The 24891-nt window shown below is 37.4% G+C and carries 26 protein-coding genes; 25 read left to right on the top strand and 1 reads right to left on the bottom strand.

What is annotated here, in order from left to right; translation table 11 throughout:
* The first annotated feature begins 5 nt into the window (after positions 1 to 5).
* From pknB to spoVM, 5 genes are all read left to right on the top strand, one after another.
* Entirely contained in the window at positions 6 to 1949 is a 1944-nt protein-coding gene (gene pknB / locus WAK64_RS03450; RefSeq protein WP_336585547.1) for a Stk1 family PASTA domain-containing Ser/Thr kinase, read from the top strand.
* Positions 1950 to 1973: 24 nt separating this feature from the next.
* Entirely contained in the window at positions 1974 to 2855 is an 882-nt protein-coding gene (gene rsgA, locus WAK64_RS03455) for a ribosome small subunit-dependent GTPase A (protein WP_336585548.1), read from the top strand.
* Between the two features lie 3 nt (positions 2856 to 2858).
* On the top strand, positions 2859 to 3515 hold the full coding sequence (rpe, locus tag WAK64_RS03460) for a ribulose-phosphate 3-epimerase (RefSeq protein WP_336585549.1): 657 nt from the start codon (positions 2859 to 2861) through the stop codon (positions 3513 to 3515).
* Between the two features lie 121 nt (positions 3516 to 3636).
* Positions 3637 to 4284: a thiamine diphosphokinase gene (locus WAK64_RS03465; protein ID WP_336585550.1), complete on the top strand. Its 648-nt coding sequence runs from the start codon at positions 3637 to 3639 to the stop codon at positions 4282 to 4284.
* 94 nt (positions 4285 to 4378) lie between these two features.
* On the top strand, positions 4379 to 4459 hold the full coding sequence (gene spoVM / locus WAK64_RS03470) for a stage V sporulation protein SpoVM (RefSeq protein WP_336585701.1): 81 nt from the start codon (positions 4379 to 4381) through the stop codon (positions 4457 to 4459).
* A gap of 493 nt (positions 4460 to 4952) precedes the next feature.
* Here the strand turns inward: spoVM and rpmB are convergent, their stop codons facing one another.
* A complete protein-coding gene (rpmB, locus tag WAK64_RS03475; RefSeq protein ID WP_336585551.1) occupies positions 4953 to 5141 on the bottom strand; it encodes a 50S ribosomal protein L28 in 189 nt (62 codons plus the stop codon).
* A gap of 446 nt (positions 5142 to 5587) precedes the next feature.
* Between rpmB and WAK64_RS03480 the strand changes: the two genes are divergently transcribed.
* The 20 genes from WAK64_RS03480 to trmD all read left to right on the top strand — a co-directional run bounded on the left by WAK64_RS03480 (position 5588) and on the right by trmD (position 24890).
* A complete protein-coding gene (locus WAK64_RS03480; RefSeq protein WP_336585552.1) occupies positions 5588 to 5950 on the top strand; it encodes an Asp23/Gls24 family envelope stress response protein in 363 nt (120 codons plus the stop codon).
* Positions 5951 to 5966: 16 nt separating this feature from the next.
* On the top strand, positions 5967 to 7640 hold the full coding sequence (locus tag WAK64_RS03485) for a DAK2 domain-containing protein (protein ID WP_336585553.1): 1674 nt from the start codon (positions 5967 to 5969) through the stop codon (positions 7638 to 7640).
* Positions 7641 to 7711: 71 nt separating this feature from the next.
* A complete protein-coding gene (gene sdaAB / locus WAK64_RS03490) occupies positions 7712 to 8374 on the top strand; it encodes an L-serine ammonia-lyase, iron-sulfur-dependent subunit beta (protein ID WP_336585554.1) in 663 nt (220 codons plus the stop codon).
* Between the two features lie 49 nt (positions 8375 to 8423).
* On the top strand, positions 8424 to 9314 hold the full coding sequence (gene sdaAA / locus WAK64_RS03495; RefSeq protein ID WP_336585555.1) for an L-serine ammonia-lyase, iron-sulfur-dependent, subunit alpha: 891 nt from the start codon (positions 8424 to 8426) through the stop codon (positions 9312 to 9314).
* The gene (recG, locus tag WAK64_RS03500; protein ID WP_336585556.1) at positions 9307 to 11352 is read left to right on the top strand and encodes an ATP-dependent DNA helicase RecG; all 2046 of its coding nucleotides are present in this window, start codon (positions 9307 to 9309) and stop codon (positions 11350 to 11352) included. The genes sdaAA and recG overlap by 8 nt, the downstream gene beginning before the upstream one ends.
* A gap of 90 nt (positions 11353 to 11442) precedes the next feature.
* Positions 11443 to 12027, top strand: a complete 585-nt coding sequence (gene fapR / locus WAK64_RS03505; RefSeq protein WP_419465883.1) for a transcription factor FapR — start codon at positions 11443 to 11445, stop codon at positions 12025 to 12027.
* Positions 12024 to 13016, top strand: coding sequence for a phosphate acyltransferase PlsX (gene plsX, locus WAK64_RS03510; protein WP_336585557.1), 993 nt, complete (start codon positions 12024 to 12026; stop codon positions 13014 to 13016). Before fapR ends, plsX begins: the two co-directional genes overlap by 4 nt.
* Positions 13017 to 13037: 21 nt before the next feature.
* On the top strand, positions 13038 to 13979 hold the full coding sequence (fabD, locus tag WAK64_RS03515) for an ACP S-malonyltransferase (RefSeq protein ID WP_336585558.1): 942 nt from the start codon (positions 13038 to 13040) through the stop codon (positions 13977 to 13979).
* Positions 13980 to 13981: 2 nt separating this feature from the next.
* A complete protein-coding gene (gene fabG / locus WAK64_RS03520) occupies positions 13982 to 14725 on the top strand; it encodes a 3-oxoacyl-[acyl-carrier-protein] reductase (RefSeq protein WP_336585559.1) in 744 nt (247 codons plus the stop codon).
* 180 nt (positions 14726 to 14905) lie between these two features.
* Complete coding sequence (gene acpP, locus WAK64_RS03525; protein ID WP_336585560.1) at positions 14906 to 15139, top strand: acyl carrier protein; 234 nt, start codon at positions 14906 to 14908, stop codon at positions 15137 to 15139.
* 174 nt (positions 15140 to 15313) lie between these two features.
* Positions 15314 to 16054: a ribonuclease III gene (rnc, locus tag WAK64_RS03530; RefSeq protein ID WP_336585561.1), complete on the top strand. Its 741-nt coding sequence runs from the start codon at positions 15314 to 15316 to the stop codon at positions 16052 to 16054.
* A gap of 22 nt (positions 16055 to 16076) precedes the next feature.
* On the top strand, positions 16077 to 19646 hold the full coding sequence (gene smc / locus WAK64_RS03535; protein WP_336585562.1) for a chromosome segregation protein SMC: 3570 nt from the start codon (positions 16077 to 16079) through the stop codon (positions 19644 to 19646).
* A gap of 14 nt (positions 19647 to 19660) precedes the next feature.
* Positions 19661 to 20650, top strand: coding sequence for a signal recognition particle-docking protein FtsY (ftsY, locus tag WAK64_RS03540; RefSeq protein ID WP_336585563.1), 990 nt, complete (start codon positions 19661 to 19663; stop codon positions 20648 to 20650).
* Between the two features lie 79 nt (positions 20651 to 20729).
* A complete protein-coding gene (locus WAK64_RS03545) occupies positions 20730 to 21062 on the top strand; it encodes a putative DNA-binding protein (RefSeq protein ID WP_336585564.1) in 333 nt (110 codons plus the stop codon).
* Between the two features lie 11 nt (positions 21063 to 21073).
* Positions 21074 to 22417 (top strand): signal recognition particle protein, encoded by a 1344-nt coding sequence (gene ffh, locus WAK64_RS03550; RefSeq protein ID WP_336585565.1) that lies wholly within the window; start codon positions 21074 to 21076, stop codon positions 22415 to 22417.
* A gap of 159 nt (positions 22418 to 22576) precedes the next feature.
* Positions 22577 to 22849, top strand: coding sequence for a 30S ribosomal protein S16 (rpsP, locus tag WAK64_RS03555; protein WP_336585566.1), 273 nt, complete (start codon positions 22577 to 22579; stop codon positions 22847 to 22849).
* 9 nt (positions 22850 to 22858) lie between these two features.
* The gene (locus WAK64_RS03560; protein ID WP_336585567.1) at positions 22859 to 23092 is read left to right on the top strand and encodes a KH domain-containing protein; all 234 of its coding nucleotides are present in this window, start codon (positions 22859 to 22861) and stop codon (positions 23090 to 23092) included.
* Positions 23093 to 23248: 156 nt separating this feature from the next.
* Positions 23249 to 23641 (top strand): YlqD family protein, encoded by a 393-nt coding sequence (locus WAK64_RS03565; RefSeq protein ID WP_336585568.1) that lies wholly within the window; start codon positions 23249 to 23251, stop codon positions 23639 to 23641.
* A 5-nt stretch (positions 23642 to 23646) separates the two neighbouring features.
* Positions 23647 to 24153, top strand: coding sequence for a ribosome maturation factor RimM (gene rimM / locus WAK64_RS03570; RefSeq protein WP_336585569.1), 507 nt, complete (start codon positions 23647 to 23649; stop codon positions 24151 to 24153).
* Positions 24153 to 24890 carry a tRNA (guanosine(37)-N1)-methyltransferase TrmD gene (gene trmD / locus WAK64_RS03575; protein WP_336585570.1) on the top strand — a complete coding sequence of 246 codons (738 nt, stop codon included), beginning with the start codon at positions 24153 to 24155 and terminating at the stop codon, positions 24888 to 24890. Before rimM ends, trmD begins: the two co-directional genes overlap by 1 nt.
* The last annotated feature ends 1 nt before the right edge of the window (position 24891 follow it).

The following is a 24891-nucleotide window of genomic DNA, read 5'->3' on the forward strand; positions in this document are numbered from 1 at the left end:
AGAGAATGTTGATAGGAAAGAGAATTAATGGTCGTTACAAAGTCCTTGAGATGATCGGGGGCGGAGGGATGGCCAATGTTTATTTAGCCAGAGATATGATTCTTGATCGTGATGTAGCCGTGAAAGTATTACGGATGGATTTTGCTACTCAAGATGAATTTATTCGTCGATTTAAACGTGAAGCGCAGTCTGCAACAAGTCTTGCGCATGCTAATATCGTAAGCATTTTTGATGTTGGAGAAGAAGATGGTATCTATTATCTCGTAATGGAGTATGTAGATGGGCTTACTTTAAAGCAATACATACAAAAGCAGTATCCAATATCAATCGATAAAGCGATTGATATTATGAACCAACTAACTTCCGCAATCCAGCATGCCCATCAACATCATATTATTCATCGTGATATCAAACCACAAAATATTTTAATTGATCATTCAGGAAATATCAAGATTACGGATTTCGGGATCGCGATGGCATTAACTAACACCTCAATTACTCAAACCAATTCAGTTTTGGGGTCAGTTCATTATTTATCTCCAGAACAAGCCAGAGGTGGGATGGCAACAAAAAAGTCTGATATCTATTCATTAGGAATCGTGATGTTTGAACTTATTACAGGGCGACTTCCGTTTTCAGGGGAATCTGCAGTTTCTATTGCATTAAAGCATTTGCAATCAGAGACACCGTCTTTAAAAAGGTGGACACCGAACATTCCTCAAAGTATCGAGAATGTTGTCTTAAAAGCAACCGCTAAAGATCCATTTCATCGATACGATAGTGTTGAGGATATGAAGGAAGATTTATCAACAGCATTGGATGCTGCAAGAATAAACGAGCAGAAATTTGAAATACCGCTAGATGAAGAGGCGACGAAAGCTATTCCGATTATTACAGATCATCATGTTAATAGCCATCTATCGGAAACAAAAATTCATGAAACGGCTGAACAACCGAAGGTACAAACGGTAAAGGAGAAGCCAAAGAAAAAACGAAAATGGTTATGGATTATTTTGACGCTCTTCGTGTTAGGGTTAGGAATCTCAGCTTATTTTATTGTTCCTTTATTAATGGGCTCTAAAGAAGTGGAAGTACCAGACCTATCTGGAAAGAATTTAAGGGAAGCTTATAGTATTTTATCGAGTCAAGGGTTTGAGTTCGGCGATGAAATAGAATTGCCCGATGAAGAAATTGAGAAAGGGTTAATTATTAAAACTTCTCCCAAAGCAGGCCAATCTGTAAAAGAAGGTACTGAAATAGACTTATACATTAGTACTGGAAAGGAAACCTATTCTGTGGGGAATTATATAGGTAATAGCTATGAACAGGTTAAGAAGCAATTAACAACTTTAGGTTTTAAAGTAAGTGAAGAACCTGTATTCAGCACAGAATCAGAAGGGACTATTACGAAGCAAAATATTAGTCCTGGTGAAAAGGTTGTCCCAGAAGAAACAGAGATTATATTAAGTGTGAGTCAAGGAATAGAAACGTTTACGCTGGATGACTTGAAAAATATGTCTCTTAATGACCTAAATAATTATGAACGTGAAAAGAGAATTACAATTAAGTATTTAGAAGAAGAATATAGTGACGACGTTCCTGAAAACCACGTTATTCGACATAATCCATCAGCTGGAGCTCGGATTGAAGTTGGAAGTACTGTAGAGGTCGTATTGTCAAAAGGAAAAGAGGAAGTACCTCCAAGAAGAGTAACAAAGACCATTATGATACCTTATGAACCAACAGAAGATGGTATGCCTAATCAAGTAACGGTATCCTATCAAGACTCAGCTACGTTAAATGAAGAAGTAAATACAATTGAAATAACTGAAAATACACCTTATCAATTTCAGTTTCATATTGAAGAAGGTGAAAAAGCGTCATGGAAGGTAATCCGTAATGGTGAGGTTATTATCGAGGACGAACTAACATTCGAGGAAGCAGAATAATGAATTGAAAGTAGGAGGGCTGTAATGCCAGAAGGAAAAATAATGAAAGCACTTAGTGGTTTTTATTACGTTCAAAGTGGAGATAAAATAGTTCAGTGCAGAGGACGAGGAGTATTTCGAAAAAATAAGATTTCGCCTTTAGTTGGAGATTATGTTGTCTATCAAGCTGATAATGAAAAAGAGGGCTATATTTTAGAAATTAAACCTAGAATAAATGAATTAATAAGGCCTTCAATAGCGAATGTTGAGCAAGCTATTCTTGTTTTTTCTGCAGTGGAACCTGATTTTAGTAGTTCATTACTTGATCGATTTCTTGTGCTTGTAGAAGCAAAGGGGATTAAACCGCTAATATGTATTACAAAAATGGATATGGTTCAAGATAAGAAAAAAACGGATATCCTTTCTTATATAGAGGATTATAGAGGGATGGGGTATGATGTAATCCCTACCTCTTCATTCTCTAAAGAAGGACTAGACGAGTTAAAACCTTATTTAAAAAATATTATTTCCGTGTTTGCCGGTCAGTCCGGTGTGGGAAAAAGTTCATTGTTAAACGCCCTTAAGCCTGAGCTTGAATTAAAAACAAATCATATTTCTTCTCATTTAGGAAGAGGGAAGCATACAACCCGTCATGTGGAGCTCATAGATGTTGAAGGTGGGTGGGTTGCCGATACACCAGGTTTTAGTTCTTTAGAGTTCACGGAATTGGAACTAGAAGAATTAGGTAGTTGTTTTCCGGAGTTTGTAGAGAAAAAGAATGAATGTAAATTTAGAGGCTGTTTACATCTGAATGAACCTAAGTGTGCGATTAAGAGTGCCGTACAGTCTGGTGATATTCCTACTTATCGATACGAACATTATGTACAATTTTTTGAAGAGATTAAAGATAGAAAGCCGAGGTACTAGTTTATGGTTAAGATTGCGCCATCAATTTTGTCAGCAGATTTTGCACAGTTGAAAAATGAAATAATAGATGTTGAAAAAGGGGGAGCAGATTATATCCATATTGATGTAATGGATGGACATTTTGTTCCTAATATTACGATAGGGCCATTAATTGTTTCGGCGGTCCGCCCTGTTACTACATTGCCTTTAGATGTGCACTTAATGATTGAAAATCCAGATCAATATATTGAAGCGTTCGCACAGGCTGGAGCAGATATCATTACCGTTCATGTAGAAGCTTGCCCGCATCTTCATCGGACTATACAACAAATAAAGTCATTCGGTATTAAAGCGGGAGTAGTTTTAAACCCTAGTACCCCACCGGAGATGATTCAACATGTATTAGGAGATATAGATATGGTTCTTATGATGACAGTCAATCCTGGATTTGGAGGTCAGTCATTTATTCATTCTGTTTTGCCTAAGATTAAAACCGTCCGTAACTGGATTGAAGAAAATAATTTACCGATTGAGATTGAAGTAGACGGAGGAATAAATCCGGAAACAGCTAAATTATGTTCTGATGCTGGAGCTGATGTATTTGTTGCAGGCTCAGCTATTTATAATCATGCGGACAGAGAACAAGCTATTAAGAAGATTAGACAAGGGATATTTAAGTAATAGTAACAAGGGGGCGTTATAAGGAACTAATCTTATAACGTGCCTTTTTTATATTGGATGATAAATGTCACTTTAAAAAGGGCAGAAGAAAAGGTTGCTAAGGAAGGGTGGAAAGAAAAAGATGATTATTCATATAGTCGGAGGCGGACCGTTAACTGAGCTTCCGAGTTTACATAATTGGAATTCACCAGAAATAATTTGGGTAGGTGTGGATCGAGGAGTATATACATTAATGAAGCAATCCATTTCACCTAAGGTAGCATTCGGAGATTTTGATTCTGTATCAAAAGAAGAATTTGAAGAAATTAAACATAATGTAGAACAAGTTTATCGTTATCATCCGGAAAAAGATGAAACAGACATGGAACTAGCGTATACATGGGCGATAGAGCAGTCACCAAATAAAATTCGAATCTTCGGAGCAACGGGGGGGAGAATGGATCATTTTATCGCAAATATACAACTCCTAATCCGAAAGGTAACAAATAAAATTTCTTGTAATGTAGAAATAGTGGATAGTAAGAATACCTTGGTTGTATTTCCCCCAGGAGAATATACAGTAGACATAGAGCAAGAAAAGCGCTATATTTCATTTTTCTCCATGAGTGAAAAAGTTGAGAATTTATCGCTTTTGGGTTTTAAATATGAACTAAATCGACATTCTCTCCAGTTAGGATCTACGCTATGTATTAGTAATGAACTTATTCAATCATCTGGTACTTTTTCCTTCACGAGTGGCATATTATTAATGGTAAGAAGTACAGATTAATATCTTACTAATTATGCACACAAAATGAATTCAGAGGAATAAAATAAAACGTCAAAGAGGATTGAAGCTTTATGATTCATGGGGAGGGAATATTATGAGATTTTATACCATTAAACTACCAAGGTTTATAGGCGGCCTTGTCCGTGCCATGCTAGGAACGTTCAAAAAAGAATAGGTTTTTTAACGAATTGTTGTTATTTGTTCCTTATTAGCTTCAAACTTAGAGTTTAATCTTTTTCAGTCATTTGTACCTATACTATTATCTCTTGAACACGAAAAAACGGCATCTCCATTGTTAGATACAGTCGGGAGAAGCCGTTTTTTGTGGAAAAAGGTTAACAATATACAGTTTGGAAAAGAAGAGGCAATACCAGTAGCTACTATTCATAATGAAAGGAAGGAGAACGGTCAATACTATGATCAAGAAGGAAAAATAATTAGAAGATGTAAAATGCATTCCTGTAAGAGCTCGGCAGGAAAACAAAAAGGTCCATATCAAGTAATCAAAAGATTTACTCTTCTCTTTTATAAAGGACCTTGTTATAGAGGGATATTTTTTGAAAATAACTTTAATGTATCTCGTGTAGTTAAAGTCGACTGTAGCATGTTAGTTAGGGTGACAATAGTAAAAAAGGTATATGCACGAGTGCATATACCTTGAGCGCTGATTATACGCGTTCTACTTTACCGGATTTTAATGCTCTTGCAGAAACCCATACACGTTTAGGCTTTCCGTCTACAAGAATGCGAACTTTTTGAAGGTTAGCGCCCCAAGTACGCTTTGTAGCGTTCATCGCGTGGGAGCGAGCGTTACCAGAACGAGCTTTACGACCTGTAACTACGCATTTTTTTGGCATGATATTCCCTCCTCACAAAAATGAAGCTGAAACATATTTTCAGTTTCACAATTCATCTTTATCTCAAACATACTTTAATAATTTATCATAACCACTTTCATAATGCAATACTTCAACGAAAACTTATCAAGAAAAATTACTTGACGCAAAAATAATATCTAAAGATTTCCACTTGCAATTGTCTTTTTAATCGAATGTTCAGTTAGTTTTATCGCTGAACTCGTAAAGATTGACTAAAATGAAAGACTAAATAATGATCCTGTTAGTAGCTTTTAGGGAATACTAGACAAGATAAAGGGGATTTTATATAATACATATTTAGTTTTGCTTTTAAAAATATAATAGTTATAGTAAAATGGCTGTAGCCAAGCAAGTATATTGTATAGTAGCTGTGTCGGTTTTATAAGTGGAAACAGCCTTACTACACATTTAAGGGGGAACGATAAATGTCCATCGAACTAACAAACTCATTAGGACAAATCGATATTTCAAACGATGTAATTGCAATGATTGCTGGTGGAGCAGCAATGGATTGCTATGGTATCGTTGGTATGGCTTCGAAAAATCAAATCAAAGACGGTTTGACAGACATATTACGAAAAGAAAATTTCACACGTGGTGTGATTGTACGTCAAGAGCAGGAAGAAGTACATATTGATATGTTTATCATTGTTAGTTATGGAACAAAAATTTCAGAGGTAGCTAATAATGTACAATCAAAAGTGAAATATACTCTGGATAAAACCGTAGGATTAACGGTTGACTCTGTTAATATTTTTGTGCAAGGTGTTCGTGTGACGAACCCGTAGTGAGGAGGAAAGATTTGTGTCAATTACAGCATTGAATGGAAAACGTTTTGCAGAGATGGTCATTCAAGGAGCAAATCACTTATCAACAAATGCTCAAATGGTCGATGCATTAAACGTATTTCCTGTTCCAGATGGAGATACTGGAACAAACATGAACTTATCAATGACATCAGGAGCTAAAGAAGTTCAGCAGAATGTACGGGAAGAAATCGGTAAAGTAGCATCTTTTCTTTCCCGAGGTCTCTTAATGGGTGCTCGTGGAAATTCTGGAGTCATTTTATCTCAATTGTTTAGAGGGTTTGGGAAAGCCATTGAATCAAAGCATAACGTGACGACAGAGGAATTTGCTCTTGCTTTAGAAGCAGGTGTTAATACAGCCTATAAAGCGGTTATGAAGCCTGTTGAAGGGACGATTTTGACCGTAGCAAAAGATGCTGCAAAAAAGGCAATAGAAATTGCCATAGAAGAGTCTGACTTTGTTAAGTTTATGCAAAAAGTTGTAGATGAAGGACAAGCTTCCTTAAATCGCACACCTGAATTACTTCCAGTATTAAAAGAAGTCGGGGTTGTGGATAGTGGTGGTCAAGGTTTACTTCTAATTTATGAAGGCTTTTTAGCAGAATTGAAAGGTGAAACCGTATCGGAAATGAAATCATTTCAACCTCATATGGAGGAGCTTGTTAGTGCTGAGCACCATAAGGCGCAGGACTTCATAAATACAGAAGATATTGAATTTGGCTACTGTACAGAATTTATGGTTCGATTTACAAATGAGAAAACAGCTAATCATCCATTTGTTGAAGAAGTGTTCAGAGAAGACTTAAGTCAATATGGCGATTCACTATTAGTGATTTCAGACGATGATATTGTTAAGGTTCATATTCATTCTGAACAGCCTGGTGAAGTCCTTTCTTATGGACAACAATATGGTGACTTGATTAAAATAAAAATAGAAAATATGAGAGAACAGCATACGTCTATTGTAGGGGACACAAAGCCCCTTCAAACCGACCTTCCGAAGAAAAGAGAAAAACAAGAGTATGGTATTGTAACGGTCTCTATGGGAGAAGGAATTGCTGATTTATTTAAAAGTATCGGTGCTGCTTATGTAATTGAAGGTGGACAAACCATGAACCCTAGCACAGAAGATATTTTAAAAGCGATCGAAGAGGTTCATGCTGAGAAGGTAATTATTCTTCCGAATAATAAAAACATCATTATGGCGGCGGAACAAGCTTCCGAAGTTGCTGACATAGATGTTGTAGTGGTCCCTTCCAAAACAGTACCACAAGGAATGGCTGCCTTACTTTCTTTTAACCCTTCTGCCACCATAGAGCAAAATAAAGAAGGAATGACAACGGCACTTTCATTTGTAAAAACAGGTCAAATAACGTACGCAGTTCGCGATACAAATATTGATGGTGTTGAAATTGCTAAAGATGACTTCATGGGGATAGCCGATGGCAAAATAGTCATAACAAACTCGAATAAATTAGAATCTGCAAAATTATTGCTCGAAAATATGATTGATGAAGATACTGAAATCGTCACCATTTTACATGGTGAAGGGGTCACATCTGAAGAAGTTGAATCAATTTCCGAGTATGTTGAATCACATTTTGAAGATGTTGAAATTGAAGTTCATGATGGAAAGCAGCCTTTGTATTCATTTATTTTTTCAATTGAATAGTTTTTTCAATAGAAGGGGATTCCCCTTCTATTTCCATATGGGAGAAAAGTATAAGGGGAAGGGGAAAGATTATGAAATACAAATCCGTTTTTGATATTATCGGCCCAATTATGATTGGACCCTCAAGTTCTCATACAGCAGGTGCTGCAAGGATTGGTCGCGTTGCACGAAGTTTGTTTAGGAGAGAACCGAAATGGGTAACGGTTTCATTATATGGTTCCTTTGCTAAGACGTATAAAGGCCATGGAACTGATGTTGCTCTTATTGGGGGGATATTAGATTTTGATACATTTGATGAACGTATTATTTCCGCAATTGACATCGCGAAGGAGAAAGGGATTCGAATCACCTTTCATGAAGAGGAAGCGATTACAGACCATCCTAATACGGCAAGAATTAATATAGGGGATGAAAATGGCTCCATGGAACTTGTTGGAATTTCTATTGGTGGTGGAAAAATAGAAATAATCGAGCTAAACGGTTTTCAATTAAAATTAAGTGGACATCATCCAGCTATATTAGTTGTCCATGATGACAGGTTTGGGGCAATAGCGTCAGTCTCTGCTATTTTAGCTAAGTATAAAGTCAATATTGGTCATATGGAAGTATCTCGAAAAGAGGTTGGCAAAATGGCTTTAATGACAATCGAAGTAGATCAAAATATTAACGATAATATTTTAACGGAAATTTCAAATCTAAATAATATTACTCAGGTAACAAGAATTGTAGATTAAAAGACCCTAAAAGTGACAGCGCTTTCATTAATGGTTAGGAGTTGATTATATGTTTCGTAATGTTGCAGAATTAGTTGAATTAGCTGATAGTCAAAATAAAAAGATCTCTGACATCATGATTGAGCAAGAAATGAAATATAAGAAAAAATCACGAACTGATGTTATGGAGTTAATGGAACGTAATTTAGTCGTAATGGAGCAAGCAGTCGAAAAGGGATTGAATGGTGTGCAATCTCATTCAGGGTTAACCGGTGGTGATGCCCTACTCATGAAGAAGTATATTGAAAAAGGAAATATATTAAGTGGTGAAACGATACTTGATGCAGTTAGTAAGGCCGTTGCCACAAATGAAGTGAATGCAGCAATGGGGACAATTTGTGCAACACCCACAGCAGGATCTGCTGGTGTCGTCCCAGGAACACTTTTTGCTGTCAAAAACAAGTTGAATCCCACACGTGAGCAGATGGTTCGCTTTTTATTTACTTCAGGTGCTTTTGGTTTTGTTGTTGCAAATAATGCTTCCATTTCCGGAGCAGCTGGAGGGTGTCAAGCAGAAGTGGGGTCTGCAGCGGGGATGGCAGCTGCCGCGATTGTTGAGATGGCCGGAGGGTCTCCCGCTCAATGTGCGGAAGCGATGGCGATTACGTTGAAAAACATGCTGGGGCTTGTCTGTGACCCTGTAGCAGGTCTCGTTGAAGTACCATGTGTCAAACGTAATGCGATGGGCGCTGCGAATGCGATGGTTGCGGCTGACATGGCTTTAGCTGGAATTGAAAGTCGAATTCCTTGTGATGAGGTGATTGATGCTATGTATAGAATTGGTTTAAGTATGCCCGTGGCATTAAGAGAAACGGCACAAGGAGGGTTAGCGGCTACTCCAACGGGGAGAGAGCTAGAAGCGAAAATCTTTGGGATACCGCTAGAAAAGAAAAATGAATAAAGTTCGCTTACCTATTCAAGTGTTAAAGGGTGTTGGAGAGGGAACAGCACAACAATTAGCCGATACAGGGATTCATACAGTAGCTGATTTATTTGAGTATCTTCCTTATCGCTATGAGGACTATCGGTTAAAAGAATTAACAGAAGTAGCTCACGAAGAAAGAGTAACAGTAGAGGGGAAGGTTCATAGTGAGCCTTCTCTTATGTATTATGGTAGGAAGAAGAACCGTCTTACTATAAGGTTGCTCGTTGGGAGATATTTAATCCAAGCCATCTTTTTTAATCAACCATATTTAAAGAAGAAAATCTCCATCGGTGATACGGTAACCATAAGTGGGAAATGGGATAAACATCGTCAAATCGTTACGGTCCAAAGCTATACTTTAGGACCTCATAATACCCAAAAAGATTTTGAACCGGTCTATTCATTAAAAGGGTCAATTTCTAGTTCAACTATTCGCAAACTATTAGAACAAGCGTTTTTGAAACACAGTGAGTTGATTGAGGAAAACTTACCTGACCACCTTCTTAAACAATATAGGCTTTTGGATAAGAGAAGTACTTTAGAAAAACTACATTTTCCTTCTTCGCCTGATGATATGAAACAAGCGAGAAGACGATTTGTTTATGAGGAATTTCTACATTTTCAGTTGAAAATGCAAGGACTAAGAAAGTTTGAACGTGAAAATTCCTACGGGATTTCCCAACAGTATCATGTAGAAAAAGTGAAAGAACTCATTGGTTTGCTACCATTCTCCTTAACGGATGCACAAAGGAGAGTCGTTAATGAAATCTTGACAGATTTGAAATCTCCCTACCGAATGAATCGTCTCCTACAAGGGGATGTAGGATCTGGGAAGACTATCGTTGCGGCAATTGTACTATATGCTAGTGTTACGGCTGGATTTCAAGGAGCACTTATGGTCCCAACAGAAATATTAGCTGAGCAGCATGCGGAATCTTTGATGAAAATTCTTCAGCCAGTTGGTTTAAATGTGGCTTTGCTAACATCATCTGTAAAGGGAAAGAGAAGAAAACTGTTACTAGAAAAATTAGAGGAAGGGGAGGTTGATATTCTTATTGGGACCCATGCCCTAATTCAAGATGAGGTTTCGTTTAAACACTTAGGCTTAGTCATAACGGATGAACAACATCGGTTTGGTGTAGGCCAGAGACGTATCCTTCGTGAAAAGGGAGAAAATACAGATGTCCTATTCATGACGGCTACGCCTATTCCTCGGACGCTTGCCATTACTGTATTTGGAGAAATGGATGTCTCTGTTATAGATGAAATGCCTGCAGGAAGAAAAAGAATAGAAACGTATTGGGCGAAGCAAGAAATGCTCGAACGCGTGTTGAAATTTATGGAAAAAGAGCTGTCCAATGGAAGGCAAGCTTACGTTATATGTCCTCTAATTGAGGAATCAGAGAAGCTGGATGTGCAAAATGCTATAGATGTACATAGTCAATTGTCCTTATACTTTGAGGGAAGACAGCAGGTTGGGTTAATGCATGGAAGGCTTAGCGCAGAAGAAAAAGATCATGTTATGCAGGAATTTAGTGACAATCATTTGCAAATACTAGTATCAACTACTGTTGTAGAAGTAGGGGTAAATGTACCAAATGCTACCATGATGGTCATTTATGATGCGGAGCGGTTTGGGTTATCGCAACTGCATCAACTAAGGGGACGAGTCGGCAGAGGAGAACATCAATCTTACTGTATATTATTAGCTGATCCTAAAACGGAAGTAGGAAAAGAGCGGATGCAAATTATGACTGAAACAACCGATGGGTTTGTATTAAGTGAAAAGGATTTGGAACTAAGGGGACCTGGAGATTTTTTCGGAAAAAAACAGAGTGGTCTTCCTGAATTTAAAGTAGCTGATATGGTGCATGATTATCGCACGTTAGAAGTTGCCCGCGATGATGCAAAAAAGCTTATCCAGTCAGTAGAGTTTTGGGAAAATGATGAATATAGCGCGTTAAGAAGGTATCTTCAAGAATCTGGGGTAATGGAAGGTGAAAAGCTAGATTAAGAGTGGAAGGTAAGATATGTTCTTGCATTCTGCTCTTTTTAATTATATACTACTATTAGTACCTAGTGCTAATTATGGACGGTGTGAGTTATGAGACAATCAAAAAAGGTTCGTCAAGAACTATTACAGCAAACGATTCAAGAAAACCCTTTTATTACAGATGAAGAGCTTTCAGAACAATTTGCTGTCAGTGTGCAAACGATAAGATTAGATCGAATGGAATTATCCATCCCTGAATTGAGGGAAAGAATAAAGCATGTTGCTGAAAAAACGTTTACTGATGAAGTCAAATCACTTCCAATTGAAGAAGTGATTGGTGAAATAATAGATATAGAATTAGACCAAAGTGCAATTTCGATATTTGATGTGAATGTGGAGCATGTTTTTAAGCGTAACCAAATTGCTCGTGGACACCACCTATTTGCGCAAGCAAACTCTTTGGCTGTTGCTGTTATTAACGATGACTTGGCACTTACTGCGGAATCAAAAATACGTTATCATCGCCCTGTAAAGATTGCGGAAAGGGTAATTGCGAAAGCGAAGGTTGTAACGTCGGTAAATGAAAAAGGACGAACCATCGTGGAAGTAAGTAGTTATGTAGGACAAGAACTTGTTTTTAATGGTATCTTTGAAATGTATCGTTCGAAAATTGATGCAAAGGATGTTTCAAAATGAAAATAGCAATAGATGTAATGGGTGGAGACAACGCACCAAACGAGATTGTAAAAGGAGTATTATTAGCTCGCGAGCAATTCAGCGATATAGAATTCATCTTGTTTGGAAATGAGGAGAAGATTTCGCCATTGCTTGATTCAAACGAGCGCTTAGAAATTGTACATACAGATGAAGTGATTTTAGGAACGGATGAACCGGTTAGAGCTGTTAAAAGAAAGAAAAATGCTTCGATGGTTATGATGGCACAATCGGTAAAAGACGGGAAAGCCGACGCATGTATTTCAGCGGGAAATACAGGAGCTTTAATGGCTGCTGGATTATTTGTTGTTGGTCGAATAGATGGCATTGATCGTCCGGCATTAGCACCTACTTTACCAACGATTGATAGTAAAGGCTTTCTAATGTTGGATTTAGGGGCGAACGTAGATGCTAAACCAGAACACCTACTTCAATATGCCATCATGGGGAGTGTTTATGCTTCAAAAGTACGTGGTATAGAAAATCCTCGTATCGGTTTATTAAACATTGGAACAGAGGAGAAGAAGGGGAATGAGCTGACAAAGCAGGCGTTTTCCATGATAAAAGATACGGATTTGCATTTTGTAGGGAATGTTGAATCTAGAGATTTGCTACAAGGAGTAGCAGATGTTGTCGTCACTGATGGATTTACTGGCAACATGGTATTAAAAACACTTGAAGGAACGGCTATCAGTATTTTCTCAATGCTAAAAGATGTATTTACCTCTTCTCTAAAATCAAAAATAGCAGCAGGAATGGTGAAGGGTGACCTCACTTCGATTAAAGATAAAATGGATTATACAGAATACGGTGGAGCAGGGTTGTTTGGATTGAAAGCGCCAGTTGTTAAGGCGCATGGGTCTTCAAACGCCAATGCCATCTTAAATGCTATTAAACAAGCGCGAAGTATGGTCATTTATGATGTACCTACAACCATTAAGGAAGCGGTAGAAAGGCAAAATCAAAAATAAAATAGGTGGGGGGATGTTTATATGGGTAAAATTGCATTTGTATTTCCAGGCCAAGGCTCACAACAAGTTGGGATGGGGAGAGAATTAGCGGACTCTTATCACTCCGTTCGAGATATTTTTTCTGCAGCAGATGAAAAGCTACCATTTTCGCTCTCTCAAATGATATTTGAGGGACCAATAGAGACTTTAACTAAAACTGAAAATGCACAACCAGCAATTTTAACAACGAGTGTGGCGTTTTTACAATTGTTAAAGGCAGAAGGAATCACTCCAGATTATGTGGCAGGTCACAGCTTAGGAGAGTATTCTGCTCTAGTCGCTGCAAATGTACTTCCTTTTGATGATGCGGTGGAAGTTGTTCATAAACGAGGGTCACTTATGAATGAAGCAGTTCCAGCAGGTAAAGGGAGTATGAGCGCGATTTTAGGGTTAGATCGTGCCACTTTATCAGCTATAACTGAAAAGGTAACGGCAGAAGGGGACTCAGTGCAATTAGCCAACCTGAATTGCCCTGGTCAAATTGTGATATCAGGTACAAAAGAAGGGGTGGAAAAGGCTGCGACAGCGGCAAAGGAATCGGGGGCGAAGAAGGTTATTCCTCTAGTCGTTAGTGGTCCTTTTCACTCCCAATTAATGAAACCAGCAGCTGATCAATTCGAAACGGTCCTCGATCGTGCCGATTTTCAACCAGCATCTGTTCCGGTTATTTCCAATGTGACAGCGTTGCCTGTGACTAACGAAGAAGAAATTCAATCCCTACTTCTAAAGCAACTGTATTCTCCTGTGTTATGGGAGGATATTATCGAAGAACTTCTCTCCTTAGGTGTAACGACCTTTGTCGAAGTAGGACCTGGGAAAGTGTTATCTGGTTTAATCAAGAAAGTAAACCGTAGAGTTATGACTCTGCAAGTTAATGATGAAGCAAGCTTGCAAAAAACGCTACAAACCTTAAAGGAGAATTAGGAATGAAACTAAAAGGTAAAACAGTACTAGTAACAGGTGCTTCAAGAGGTATTGGTCGCGCTGTAGCTCTTGAATGTGGTAGCCAGGGTGCAAATGTTGTTGTTAACTATTCAGGTAGTGAAGCAAAAGCAAATGCAGTGGTGGATGAATTAAAAGCAAATGGTAGCGAAGCTATTGCTATTCAATGTAATGTTGGCGACAGTGAAGCAGTTAGCGATATGGTAAAACAAACCATCTCGGAATTTGGCTCTCTAGATGTTTTAATAAACAATGCAGGAATTACGCGTGATACGTTGCTTATGAGAATGAAAGAGCAAGAATGGGACGATGTAATTAATACGAACCTTAAAGGTGTTTTCTTATGCACAAAGGCAGTAACAAGACAAATGATGAAGCAGCGAAATGGACGTATTATTAATATTGCTTCCATCGTAGGGATTACTGGTAATCCTGGTCAAGCCAATTATGTTGCAGCAAAAGCTGGAGTTATCGGCTTAACGAAAACAACGGCGAGGGAATTAGCATCGAGAAATATTACTGTCAATGCGATTGCGCCAGGTTTTATCACTACGGATATGACAGACGAACTTCCAGAAGAAGTTCGAAATGAAATGTTAAAGCAAATTCCGTTAGCTCGATTAGGTAAACCAGAAGATATTGCAAAGCTAACGGCTTTCATTGCTTCAGAAGATGCTTCCTATATTACGGGACAGACGCTTCAAGTTGACGGGGGAATGGCCATGTAAAAAGTAGCTAGTTCAAAGAAGTTGGATCGATGTTTACTTTTTAAATGAAAAGAAAGAATGAATATTGACATCTAAGCTCTTTGTTAACCGTAGACTTATGGGTATATCGATCCAAATGGAGGTTGAACTTTTCTACTTAATGTTTTACTATAATGAATGACTTGAAAGGAGGTGAAAAACATGGCAGAGGTTTTAGATCGCGTAACGAAAATCATTGTTGATCGCCTAGGTGTAGATGAAGCACAAGTAACTCTTGAAGCATCTTTTAAAGATGATTTAGGAGCGGACTCACTAGACGTAGTAGAACTAGTAATGGAACTTGAAGATGAGTTCGATATGGAAATTTCTGATGATGATGCAGAAAAAATCAGCACAGTAGGTGATGCTGTGAATTACATAAATAGTAATCAATAATCACCTACGATGGCTCCGTTTCTAACGGGGCTTTCTTTGTGAGATGGTATAGTGCTCTTTAATAAACATCATTAATATTATTTAGAAAAGGCTTTACCATTTTAGTATAATTGAAATAAAATCTAGTAAATGTATACTGGTGTTATAAAGAATTTCAAGCAAGGTGGAGGCACTATGCGAAAAATAAACAAAAATCATAATCTAAAAAATTGGAATGAAATAGAGAGGGATTTTAAACGTTTTCAGAATGATATTGAAATTACGTTTCAAAATGATTCTTTATTAAAACAAGCTTTTACACATTCATCCTATGTGAATGAGCATCGTAAGAAACCGTTCGAAGATAATGAGCGTTTAGAGTTTTTAGGAGATGCAGTGTTAGAATTGACCATTTCTCATTTTCTATATCAAAAATACCCAACGATGAGTGAAGGAGAATTAACTAAGTTACGTGCCGCAATTGTTTGTGAACCGTCCTTGGTAACTTTTGCTAACGAGCTGCAGTTTGGTGAGTTGGTACTCTTAGGAAAAGGAGAAGAAATGACTGGAGGCAGAAACCGTCCTTCCTTACTTGCCGATGTTTTTGAATCCTTTATCGGCGCTTTATATTTAGATCAAGGAACGGATAAAGTTGTCTCCTTTTTAGAAAAGATTGTATTTCCTAAAATAAAGAACGGTGCTTTTTCTCATGTGATGGATTATAAAAGTCAGCTACAAGAGTTTGTTCAACGAGATGGAGTTGGAGGGATAGAATATAAAATCCTTCAAGAAAAAGGTCCTGCTCACAATAAAGAATTTATTTCACAAGTGATTTTAAGTGGAACAGAACTAGGGATAGGTAAGGGTAGATCGAAGAAAGAAGCAGAGCAAAATGCTGCACGGATGGCCCTCGATAAACTAAAGCAGAATATTTAAGACAGAAGGTAGGAGAAGGAAGATGTTCCTAAAACGTTTAGACGTCGTAGGTTTTAAATCATTTGCTGAGCGGATTGCTGTAGAATTTGTCCCTGGGGTTACAGCTGTAGTGGGTCCGAATGGGAGTGGAAAAAGTAACATTACAGATGCGATTCGCTGGGTTCTTGGTGAACAATCAGCAAAATCTCTACGTGGCGGAAAAATGGAAGATATTATTTTTGCTGGAAGTGATTCTAGAAAATCTTTAAACTTTGCAGAAGTCACCTTAACATTAGACAATGAGGATGAATTTTTGCCTATTGATTATAACGAAATAAGTATCACGCGCAGAGTCTTCAGAACAGGAGAGAGCGAGTACTTAATTAATAAGCAAACATGTCGGTTAAAAGACATCGTTGATTTATTTATGGATTCCGGCCTTGGCCGAGAAGCCTTTTCAATTATTTCTCAAGGAAAAGTAGAGGAAATTTTAAATAGTAAAGCAGAAGGCCGACGTGCAATTTTTGAGGAGGCGGCCGGAGTATTAAAATATAAACATCGTAAGAAAAAAGCAGAAACGAAACTTGGAGAGACACAAGAGAATCTTAACCGGGTAAATGATATTCTCCATGAATTGGAAAGTCAAGTCGAACCGCTACGAATCCAAGCGAGTATTGCAAAGGATTTTCTCGATAAAAAAGATGAATTAAAGGCGTTTGAGGTGGCCGTCACTGTTCATGAGATTGAAGATTTACATAAACAGTGGGAATCCTCAAAACAAACGTTGGAAGAGCAAAGGGAAAGAGAGTTACAATTAACGACCATCTTAAACGAAAAAGACTCTGAATTAGTGAAGAAGAAGGACCAGATGGTTGCTTTAGATGAATCGATAAATGACCTCCAAAATGTCCTGCTTACGGTTAGTGAAGATTTAGAGAAATTAGAAGGTCGTAAAGAAGTGTTAAAGGAAAGAAAGAAAAACGCTTCACAAAATAAAATACAACTGGAAGAAAGTATAAAAGAGCTTTTGGATAAAGAGCAATCGTTATACAAACAGAAAGAAGAAGTAGAGAAAGAATATGCTACTCTGTCAAGTACAGTTGAAGAATTAAAACGTAAAGTGCAGCAGGCGCAAAGTGAATTAATTAAGCTAAATGAGAACATAGATGAAAAAATTGAAGATTTAAAAACAGAATACTTTGAGAAAATTAATGAACAAGCAAATGCTCGAAACGAGAAGCAGTACTTAACTCAACAAGTGGAGCAACAAGCTTCTAGAACTTCTCGTCTAGAATTAGAAAATGAAAAATATGTAACCGAGCGAGAAGCAATAGAAGAAAAAAAAGAGCTATTATTAAATGAACTGAAAGATATACAACAGTCTCTAGATGACCAAGTTACTTTATATCGAAATGAACAAATAGGGTTAGAACAGACGAAGAAAAAATATCAGAAGCAAGAAACGGCTCTCTACCAAGCGTATCAATTTTTACAACAAGCAAAATCACGGAAAGAAATGCTTGAGGAGATGGAGGAAGGTTTTGCTGGATTCTATCAAGGTGTTAAAGAAGTATTAAAAGCAAGGGAAACAAAATTACAAGGTGTACACGGAGCTGTTGCTGAGCTAATTCATGTGGAAAAAGCATATGAAAAAGCAATGGAAACGGCCCTTGGTGCTGCGATGCAGCATATTGTAGTTGATGATGAAAAAAATGCACGAAAAGCGATTTCTTATTTAAAGCAACATCAATTTGGACGAGCAACATTTTTACCATTGACCACAATTAAAGGGAAAACGATCCCTGATGCTCTTTTTAGGTCTATTTCAAGTCATTCATCATTTGTAGGGCTAGGAGCACAACTTCTACAATATGACAAAGACTATGAAAATGTAATAGCAAGCTTATTAGGGAATGTTGTCATTACGAAGGATTTAAAGGGTGCTAATGAGATTGCCAAACAGACTTCTTACCGTTATCGAATGGTCACTTTAGAAGGGGATGTTGTAAACCCAGGAGGTTCGATGACAGGAGGGGCGCTAAAGCAAAAAACAAATTCCTTACTTTCAAGAAAAGGGGAATTAGATGATATAAAGGAAAAGCTTCTAAAAATGGAAGCACAGTCATCCCTTTTGGAAAATAATTTAAGGAAGTTGAAGTCTTCAATTGAACTTCAAGAGAAGAAAATAGAGGATGCACGACGAAAAGGCGAACAGAACCGTTTAAAAGAACAAGAAGTGAAAGCTCAGCTCAGAGAGCTTGAAATCGCTCAACAAAACATGAACGAGCGGCTGGCGATATATGATTTAGAAATGAATGATTTTCACTCTGCACAAGAAAAAATGAACAAGAGAAAAGAAGTATTGGATGCTATGATTGAGTCAATCGGGCACGACTTGCTTGAATTAAACAAAAATATAGAAGAGTTAACGAAGCGAAAAGCCGATCAGACATTTTCTAAAGATGAATTATCAAAACAATTAAGTGATTTGAAAGCTGAATTAGCGGTTAAAGGCGAGAAGCTCTCTAATACATCTAAACAAAAAGTATTTTTAGATGAGGAAATGAACATTACCCAAAATAAAAAAATACGAATTGAAGAAGATTATGAGTGGTTAAAGGAAGAAATTAATTCTAATTTTAGCGGAGAAGAGCAACTAGAACAAAATGCAGAAGAAACAAGGGGTCAAAAAGAAGATACAACTTCGTTAATTTCTGAACGACGTAAAGAGCGTATGGAAATCTCTCAGATAATTGAAGACAAAGAGATAGAACAAAAAGAATTACAGCGTCAATATCGTGGAATTACCGTGTTCTTAAAAGATGAAGAAGTTAGAATGAACCGCCTGGATGTAGAGCTCGATAATCGATTAAATTACTTACGAGAGGAATATTTATTAAGCTACGAAGCTGCAAAAGAAGAATTTCCTTTAATGCTAAATATTGAAGAAGCTAAAAAGAAGCTAAAATTAATTAAACTAGCGATTGAAGAGCTTGGGACAGTAAATATCGGAGCAATTGATGAATACGAGAGAATATCGGAGCGGTATGAGTTTTTAATTGAACAAAAAAATGATTTACAAGAGGCAAAGGATACACTATTTATTGTTATTGATGAAATGGATGAAGAAATGAAAAAAAGGTTTGAACATACTTTTATTTCAATAAGGGAGCATTTCGAAACTGTTTTTCAATCGTTGTTTGGAGGTGGAAGGGCAGACCTTGTCTTAACGATGCCTGATGATTTACTCCAAACTGGGGTAGAGATTGTTGCACAACCGCCAGGGAAAAAGCTCCAAAATTTAGGGCTGTTATCTGGTGGTGAACGAGCCTTAACGGCCATTGCACTGCTGTTTTCAATATTAAAGGTTCGACCGGTGCCTTTTTGTATTTTAGATGAGGTCGAAGCTGCATTGGATGAAGCTAATGTTCAAAGGTTTAGTTCTTATTTGCGCAATTTTAGCCAGGATTCTCAGTTCATTGTCATTACACACCGTAAAGGGACTATGGAAGAAGCGGATGTGCTATATGGGGTAACGATGCAAGAGTCCGGTGTATCCAAGCTTGTCTCAGTCAAATTGGAAGAAACGAAAGAATTAATGAAAACAAAGTAAGGGGAAGTGTTCAAATGAGTTTCTTTAAAAAGCTTAAGGATAAATTTACTACCTCCACAGATAGTGTGACAGACAAATTTAAAGAGGGTTTAACTAAAACACGAAATAATTTTTCGAATAAAGTGAATGACCTTGTGGCGAGGTATCGTAAGGTCGATGAAGATTTTTTCGAAGAACTTGAAGAGATTTTAATCGGAGCAGACGTTGGGTTTAATACGGTTATGGAGTTAATAGACGAATTGAAATTAGAAGTCAAACGTCGAAACATTCAAGATGCAAAAGAAGTTCAAAGTGTAATTTCAGAGAAATTAGTTGAAATTTATGAAGGTGGAAACGTATCATCTAGTGAACTAAACATGCAAGACAATGAGTTAACAATCATCTTATTTGTTGGAGTAAATGGAGTAGGGAAAACGACAACGATAGGGAAATTAGCACATAAATTTAAACAAGAAGGTAAAAAAGTGGTATTAGCCGCAGGCGATACGTTTCGTGCGGGTGCTATTGAGCAATTAGAAGTATGGGGAGATCGAGTAGGGGTAGATGTTGTGAAACAAACGGAAGGATCTGATCCTGCAGCCGTCATGTTCGACGCGGTTCAATCTGCTAAAGCTAAAAAAGCCGATGTGTTAATATGTGATACTGCCGGTCGTCTTCAAAATAAAGTTAACTTAATGAAAGAGCTTGAGAAAGTAAAAAAAGTAATCGAACGAGAAGTTCCTGGTGCCCCTCATGAAGTGTTGCTTGCTCTTGACGCCACAACGGGACAAAATGCCTTAATTCAAGCCAAAACGTTCAAAGAGGCTACAAATGTCTCTGGGATCGTCTTAACAAAGCTAGATGGAACAGCGAAGGGTGGAATTGTCCTAGCGATTCGTAATGAGCTACAAATCCCTGTGAAATTTGTAGGGTTAGGCGAAAAAATGGATGACCTTCAGCCGTTTGATGCTGAAAAGTATGTATATGGCTTATTTTCTGACCTTGTCGATCAAGCGGAAGAGTAATCTTCTGCTTGACTTTTAAGTGGTGTCTAGGTATCCTTCATATGTAAAGGTTTTTCACTTAACAAAGGTGGAGAGATGAATGCTAGAAAGAACGACGAGACTTAATTATCTATATGATTTTTATTCTTCGTTGTTAACTCCAAAACAACAAAGCTATATGTCCTTATATTATTTAGACGATTTCTCATTAGGTGAAATTGCTGGAGAATATGAAGTGAGCCGACAGGCAGTCTATGACAATATTAAACGGACAGAAGCCATGCTTGAGGAGTACGAAGAGAAATTAAAGCTTTTTGAAAAATTTCAACAAAGATCTAAACTGATTCAACAGTTAAAAAAGGACCTAGAAACAGATGATGTTGGGAAAGACGATTTATATCAATTTCTTGAATTAATAGAGAATTTAGATTAGGAGGCGGCATTATGGCGTTTGAAGGGTTAGCCGACCGACTTCAGAATACGATGCAAAAAATCCGTGGAAAAGGTAAGGTTTCTGAATCGGATGTAAAAGAAATGATGAGAGAAGTACGTCTTGCTCTATTAGAAGCAGACGTTAACTTCAAGGTAGTAAAGCAATTTATCAAGAAAGTAAGTGAACGAGCAGTTGGTCAAGAGGTTATGCAAAGCCTTACTCCTGGCCAACAAGTTATTAAGGTAGTAAAGGAAGAGCTAACAGAACTAATGGGTGGGGAGCAAAGTGTCATTGCGGTAAATAAACGCCCTCCAACCGTTATTATGATGGTAGGTCTTCAAGGAGCCGGTAAAACGACGACTACTGGGAAACTTGCTAACTTATTAAGAAAAAAGAACAATCGTAAACCCCTTTTAGTAGCAGCAGATATTTATAGACCTGCAGCGATTAAGCAATTAGAAACGCTTGGAAAGCAGTTAAGTTTGCCTGTTTTTTCAATGGGAGATAAAGTAAGCCCTGTTGAAATTGCGAAACAAGGGATAGAAAAAGCAAAAGAAGAACATCATGATTATGTTTTGATTGATACGGCAGGACGTCTTCACATTGACGAACATTTAATGGAAGAGTTAAAACAAATTAAAGAGCTTACAAATCCAGATGAAATATTTTTAGTCGTTGATGCTATGACGGGGCAAGACGCAGTCAATGTAGCAGAGAATTTTAATGAAGCACTTGGGATAACCGGTGTTGTATTAACGAAACTTGATGGAGATACTCGTGGTGGTGCAGCCTTAAGTATTCGATCTGTTACAGACAAGCCGATTAAGTTTGTCGGAATGGGTGAAAAGATGGACGCTCTTGAGCCGTTTCATCCAGAGCGTATGGCGCAACGAATTTTGGGGATGGGAGATGTATTATCCCTTATCGAAAAAGCTCAAGCTAATGTAGACGAAGCTAAAGCAAAAGAGCTTGAACAAAAAATTAAAACGGCTTCTTTCACGTTTGATGACTTTCTTGAACAATTAAGTCAGGTAAAGCAAATGGGACCACTTGATGAACTAATTAAGATGATGCCAGGTGCGAATAAAATCAAAGGTTTAGATAAGATGAACGTTGATGAGAAGCAAATAAGTCATATAGAAGCCATCATTCAATCGATGACAAAAGAAGAAAAACTCCATCCTGAAATTATTAACGCAGGCAGAAGAAAACGAATTGCTAGGGGTAGCGGTAGGACCATTCAAGAAGTGAATCGACTACTTAAGCAATTTGAAGATATGAAAAAAATGATGAAACAAATGACAAGTATGCAAGGAAAAGGGAAAAAGAAAGGGTTTAAATTCCCGTTTATGTAAGTTTTTCTAAAAAAACAGAGCTGTTAAGAAAAAAGACTTTACAAACAGAGATGTTATTTGGTATTATACTAACGTCTGTTAAGAAAAAAGACTTTACAAACAATATATACATTTGATATTATACTATCTTGTGTGAAACTATTCGGAGGTGCTTTAAACATGGCAGTAAAAATTCGTTTAAAACGTATGGGAGCAAAAAAATCTCCTTTCTATCGTATCGTAGTAGCAGATGCTCGTTCACCACGTGATGGACGTGACATTGAAACTGTAGGAACTTACAACCCAGTTGCAGAGCCTGCAATCGTTGATATTAAAGAAGAGCTTGCTCTTAAATGGCTAAAAGATGGTGCTAAGCCATCTGACACAGTTCGTAACTTGTTCTCTAAGCAAGGTATTATGGAAAAATTCCACAACGAGAAAAACAGTAAGTAATCGGGATCTATGGTAGAACTGATAGAAGCAATTGTAAAGCCTATTGTCGATTATCCAGAAGAAGTATCGGTAACAGAAACAGAAGAAAATCATCGAATTTTGCTTACGTTATCTGTTCATAAAGACGATATGGGAAAGGTAATTGGAAAGCAAGGGCGAATTGCGAAGGCGATTCGAACTGTAGTATACGCTGCAGCAGGTTCTCAACAACAAAAGAAAACCGTATTAGAAATCGTTGATTGAAAGGGAGGGCTAACCTCCCTTTTTACATATATATTTAATTATTTTCCACAAAACTACAATCAAAAATATACTCTATTCCAATCCTCATTCATTATTTCCCCCTTTACTATTTTCTATGGGCTCGTACATAAAAGACTATTATAGGGAGGCATTACTGTGAAGATTCTCCAAAATGTTATTGTGAAGCAAATTTTAACAAAAGATAGTAAAGAGAAGTTGTATAAACAATATGAAGAGGGTAAAACTCAACTTCAAAAAGAGATTGACCAGTTTAAATTTGAACTAAAGAAACAAGAAAAACTAAAAAAGTTTTCTCCTAAAAGCTTAAAGGTACATTTTGAAAAAGAAATATCTGGTAGAGAAGAAAAAATAAAGCTTTTTGACTTTCAAATAAAGCAACTTGATATATTACCTATTGGAAGTGAGCTTAAAGATCAGGAACTTCAATCGATTTTAGAAGTAAAAGAAGGGGATAATTGGGAAAATGTCATTGCAGGTAAAACGATTGTTGTAAAAGATGGAATAGTATCTGAAATACGTGAGAGGTGAGCAACATGGAAAAGTGGTTTAATGTTGGGAAAGTTGTCAATACTCATGGTGTACGTGGAGAAGTTCGCGTCATTTCGAGTACTGACTTCCCGGAAGAACGATATGCAGTAGGAAGTACATTATACTTATTTCAGGGAAATGAGTCCCTTCCTTTAACAGTCCAATCATATCGACGTCATAAAAATTTTGATTTATTGCTTTTTGAAGGATATGACAATATTAATGAAGTGGAACGTTTTAAAGGGGCGACTTTAAAAGTAGCAGCAGATCAGCTTGGGGAGCTTGAAGAAGGAGCTTATTATTTTCATGAAATTATTGGCTGTACCGTTACGGCTACAACTGGTGAAGAGCTTGGAAAAGTGAAGGAAATATTAGTACCAGGAGCAAATGATGTGTGGGTTGTAAAAGGAAAGAAAGGTGAAATTTTAATTCCTTATATTGATGATATTGTTGATATGATTGATGTGAAGAATAAGCATATTATTATAAAACCGATGGAAGGGTTATTTTAATGAAGATAGACGTTTTATCATTATTCCCCTCAATGTTTGAAGGAGTTTTAAACGAATCGATCTTAAAGAAAGCAAAAGACAAAGGTGCTGCATCATACTCGGTGGTCAATTTTAGAGACTATTCTAGCAATAAGCATAAATCCGTCGACGATTATCCATATGGTGGGGGAGCAGGAATGGTCTTAACTCCACAACCTATTTTTGATGCAGTGGCAGAGCTAAACAAAAATAATCCAGAAGGAAATAAACCGAGGGTTATTTTATTGTGTCCACAAGGTGAGCGATATTCTCAAAGTAAAGCAGAAGAATTAGCAAAAGAAGATCATTTAATTTTTCTTTGTGGGCATTATGAGGGGTACGATGAAAGGGTTCGTGAGCACGTTGTCACAGATGAGATTTCAATAGGTGATTATGTTCTTACTGGTGGTGAACTAGGTGCAATGGTTGTGATTGATTCTGTTGTTCGATTACTGCCAGGTGTTTTAGGAAATGAAGACTCCCCTGTATTAGATTCATTTTCGTCAGGGCTATTAGAGCACCCTCATTATACACGTCCGGCTAACTTTAGAGGGTTAACGGTACCTGATACTCTATTGTCAGGGAATCACGCTAAAATCGAAGAATGGCGGGAACGAGAATCCCTTCGTCGTACATATGAGCGAAGACCTGATTTATTAGAAAGCTATCCACTTTCAGAAAAACAACAAAAGTGGTTGGATGAATGGAGAAATTCCTAAT

Source organism: Bacillus spongiae, assembly GCF_037120725.1.
GTDB lineage: Bacteria > Bacillota > Bacilli > Bacillales > Bacillaceae_K > Bacillus_CI > Bacillus_CI spongiae.

Coding starts and splice junctions, on each gene's coding strand:
- rpe (WP_336585549.1), top strand. CDS start 2,859: ATGGTTAAGATTGCGCCATCAATTTTGTCAGCAGATTTTGCACAGTTG.
- ffh (WP_336585565.1), top strand. CDS start 21,074: ATGGCGTTTGAAGGGTTAGCCGACCGACTTCAGAATACGATGCAAAAA.
- rsgA (WP_336585548.1), top strand. CDS start 1,974: ATGCCAGAAGGAAAAATAATGAAAGCACTTAGTGGTTTTTATTACGTT.
- trmD (WP_336585570.1), top strand. CDS start 24,153: ATGAAGATAGACGTTTTATCATTATTCCCCTCAATGTTTGAAGGAGTT.
- fabD (WP_336585558.1), top strand. CDS start 13,038: ATGGGTAAAATTGCATTTGTATTTCCAGGCCAAGGCTCACAACAAGTT.
- fapR (WP_419465883.1), top strand. CDS start 11,443: ATGAGACAATCAAAAAAGGTTCGTCAAGAACTATTACAGCAAACGATT.
- ftsY (WP_336585563.1), top strand. CDS start 19,661: ATGAGTTTCTTTAAAAAGCTTAAGGATAAATTTACTACCTCCACAGAT.
- rpmB (WP_336585551.1), bottom strand. CDS start 5,141: ATGCCAAAAAAATGCGTAGTTACAGGTCGTAAAGCTCGTTCTGGTAAC.
- WAK64_RS03480 (WP_336585552.1), top strand. CDS start 5,588: ATGTCCATCGAACTAACAAACTCATTAGGACAAATCGATATTTCAAAC.
- WAK64_RS03560 (WP_336585567.1), top strand. CDS start 22,859: ATGGTAGAACTGATAGAAGCAATTGTAAAGCCTATTGTCGATTATCCA.
- spoVM (WP_336585701.1), top strand. CDS start 4,379: ATGAGATTTTATACCATTAAACTACCAAGGTTTATAGGCGGCCTTGTC.
- rimM (WP_336585569.1), top strand. CDS start 23,647: ATGGAAAAGTGGTTTAATGTTGGGAAAGTTGTCAATACTCATGGTGTA.
- pknB (WP_336585547.1), top strand. CDS start 6: ATGTTGATAGGAAAGAGAATTAATGGTCGTTACAAAGTCCTTGAGATG.
- rnc (WP_336585561.1), top strand. CDS start 15,314: ATGCGAAAAATAAACAAAAATCATAATCTAAAAAATTGGAATGAAATA.
- WAK64_RS03465 (WP_336585550.1), top strand. CDS start 3,637: ATGATTATTCATATAGTCGGAGGCGGACCGTTAACTGAGCTTCCGAGT.
- WAK64_RS03545 (WP_336585564.1), top strand. CDS start 20,730: ATGCTAGAAAGAACGACGAGACTTAATTATCTATATGATTTTTATTCT.
- smc (WP_336585562.1), top strand. CDS start 16,077: ATGTTCCTAAAACGTTTAGACGTCGTAGGTTTTAAATCATTTGCTGAG.
- sdaAB (WP_336585554.1), top strand. CDS start 7,712: ATGAAATACAAATCCGTTTTTGATATTATCGGCCCAATTATGATTGGA.
- acpP (WP_336585560.1), top strand. CDS start 14,906: ATGGCAGAGGTTTTAGATCGCGTAACGAAAATCATTGTTGATCGCCTA.
- recG (WP_336585556.1), top strand. CDS start 9,307: ATGAATAAAGTTCGCTTACCTATTCAAGTGTTAAAGGGTGTTGGAGAG.
- plsX (WP_336585557.1), top strand. CDS start 12,024: ATGAAAATAGCAATAGATGTAATGGGTGGAGACAACGCACCAAACGAG.
- sdaAA (WP_336585555.1), top strand. CDS start 8,424: ATGTTTCGTAATGTTGCAGAATTAGTTGAATTAGCTGATAGTCAAAAT.
- rpsP (WP_336585566.1), top strand. CDS start 22,577: ATGGCAGTAAAAATTCGTTTAAAACGTATGGGAGCAAAAAAATCTCCT.
- fabG (WP_336585559.1), top strand. CDS start 13,982: ATGAAACTAAAAGGTAAAACAGTACTAGTAACAGGTGCTTCAAGAGGT.